This is a genomic window from Nocardioides sp. CPCC 206348, assembly GCF_048654705.1.
GTDB lineage: Bacteria > Actinomycetota > Actinomycetes > Propionibacteriales > Nocardioidaceae > Nocardioides.
The window spans coordinates 11696-13852 of the sequence record NZ_JBMCZA010000146.1 but is presented as its reverse complement, the minus strand read 5'-3'; the positions used below and the strand labels follow the sequence as shown (position 1 = coordinate 13852).

General features: G+C 66.9%; 2 protein-coding genes and 1 pseudogene. All 3 read left to right on the top strand.

Annotated features, from left to right (window positions below):
* Positions 1-375, top strand: a pseudogene (locus tag ACOADB_RS10125) (TetR/AcrR family transcriptional regulator); the annotation flags it as partial.
* A gap of 139 nt (positions 376-514) precedes the next feature.
* A complete protein-coding gene (locus tag ACOADB_RS10120) occupies positions 515-1627 on the top strand; it encodes an NAD(P)-dependent alcohol dehydrogenase (protein WP_378597836.1) in 1113 nt (370 codons plus the stop codon).
* Positions 1624-2157: aldehyde dehydrogenase family protein (locus ACOADB_RS10115; RefSeq protein ID WP_378597834.1), on the top strand; the 534-nt coding region annotated here is incomplete at its 3' end. The genes ACOADB_RS10120 and ACOADB_RS10115, both read left to right, overlap by 4 nt.

Sequence of the window (2157 nt, the reverse complement as noted above, 5' to 3'; positions counted from 1 at the left end):
TTCCAGCGCGAGGTGGTCCGCCTCGCCGGCCAGGAATCCATGGCCAAGGGCGCCGACCTTCGCCAGACGTACTTCACCCGATTCCGCGACGTGATCCAGTCCGGGATCGACAGTGGCCAGTTCCGTGAGGTCGACCCCACGGTGGACGCCTTGCTGCTGTTCGGCTCGGCGCAGTGGGCATGGACGTGGTTCCATCCCGACGGGGAGCGTCCCATCGAGGCAATCTGCAGCGCGTTCGTGGACCTCGCCCTCGGGAGCCTGTTGATCAATCGCAGGCGATTGCCCCAGCTCAGCGACGCACAGGGGAAGGCCGCTCGAACGGTGCGCGCCGCGATCGCAGCCGTCGCCGAGGACGCGGCCTCTACCGTCGCCTGACAGTCCCGCTCCACCCAGCAGCGCGTCTCGAGCTCCCCGGGGTGTCATTCGACACTCCGGGGAGCTCCCTTGCGTGGTGGCGTTGTGTGGGCTTCCACGGTACGATTGACCGTACGCACGGTCAATCACAGGAGTCCGGATGCAAGCTCAGAGCGCGGTGCTACGTGAACGCCGTGGACACTTCCGATTGGAAGACGTCGCCCTCGCCAGCCCCGGTCCCGACGAAGTCCTCGTCAAGATCGCAGGCTCTGGGTTCTGCCACACCGACCTCCTCCCCCGACACGACGGTTTCATGGCGGCGCCACCGCTGATCCTGGGCCATGAAGGGTCCGGAGTCGTCGTCATGAAGGGCCACGCGGTGGTCGACGTGGCCGTCGGCGACTCGGTCGTTCTCTCCTTCGATCACTGCGGGAAGTGCACCGCCTGCTGCGAGGGCCATCCGGCGTACTGTCGCTCCTTCTGGGGCCGCAACATGGTCGGCCGCTCGAGAACCGGGGACCAGCGCGCGCTCGACACCACCGGGTCACCGATCGGTGCCCACTGGTTCGGCCAGTCGTCGTTCTCGACGCATGCCCTCGTCGCTGCCCGCAACGCCGTGCCGGTCCCGAAGGACCTTCCACTCGAGCTGATGGGCCCGCTCGGCTGTGGCGTACTCACCGGCGTCGGATCCATGTTCAATGTCCTGCACGTAGGTGCCGGTTCCCACACCGCTGTGTTCGGAGCGGGTGCAGTGGGGCTGTCCGCCGTCATGGCCGCTTTCGCAGCCGACGCCGAGCGGATCATCGCTGTTGATCTCCACCGAGGTCGTCTCGATCTCGCTCTGGAGCTGGGAGCCACCGACGTGGTCCACGCGGTTGGCCTCTCGAACGCCGAGGTGAGTGAGCGGGTCATCGAACTCTCTGGGGGCGGCACCCACACCGCGCTGGACACCACCGGCGTCATGCCGGTCATCTCCGCTGGCGTCGCTGCGCTTCGTCCTCGCGGCGTTCTCGGCATGGTGTCTGCCGTCGGTGCCGACTTCGTCCTTCCGGGCGATGCCCTCGCGATGGGGAAGACCGTGACCGGCATCTTGGAAGGCGATGCCCTTCCGAGAGTACTCATTCCCCAACTCATCGAGATGTGGAGAGCAGGTCAGCTCCCGTTCGATCGGATGATCCGCACCTACGACCTCAGTGACATCAACCAGGCCGAAGCCGACATGGCCAGCGGCAAGGCAATCAAACCCATCCTCATTCCGGGAGATTCCGCATGAGCGCCATCATCGAAGAACGCAGTCACCTCTACATCGACGGGCGCTGGCAACCCTCGAGCGACCCTGCGATGACCAACATCATCTCCCCTGCCACCGAGCAGGTCTTCGGGGCGGCGCCGACCGGCACCGCTTTGGATGTTGACCAGGCCGTCGGCGCGGCTCGGCGGGCGTTGCAAGCGGGTTCCTGGGCTGGAACTGCTGGCTCCGAACGGGCCGCCTGGATGCGTGCTCTGGCAGACGAGCTCGCAAAGCGGGGCGACGAGACCGCCCATCTGGTCAGTGGAGAAAACGGAATGCCGATCAGCCTCGCCCGCGTGGCAGAAGGCCAGGGGCCGGCGGCGACGCTCCGCTACTACGCCGACCTGGCCGAGCAAACGCCCATCGAGGAGGCCCGGGTCAGTGCCCGGCCGGGCCGGGTGACCGTGGTGCGCAGGGACCCCGTCGGAGTCGTCGCGATCGTGGTTCCCTGGAACTTTCCGCAGTCGCTGACCATGTTCAAGCTTGCCCCGGCCCTCGCCGCGGGCTGCACG

Excerpts from the sequence above, each read along its gene's own strand:
- ACOADB_RS10120 (WP_378597836.1), top strand. The coding sequence starts at position 515 with ATGCAAGCTCAGAGCGCGGTGCTACGTGAACGCCGTGGACACTTCCGA.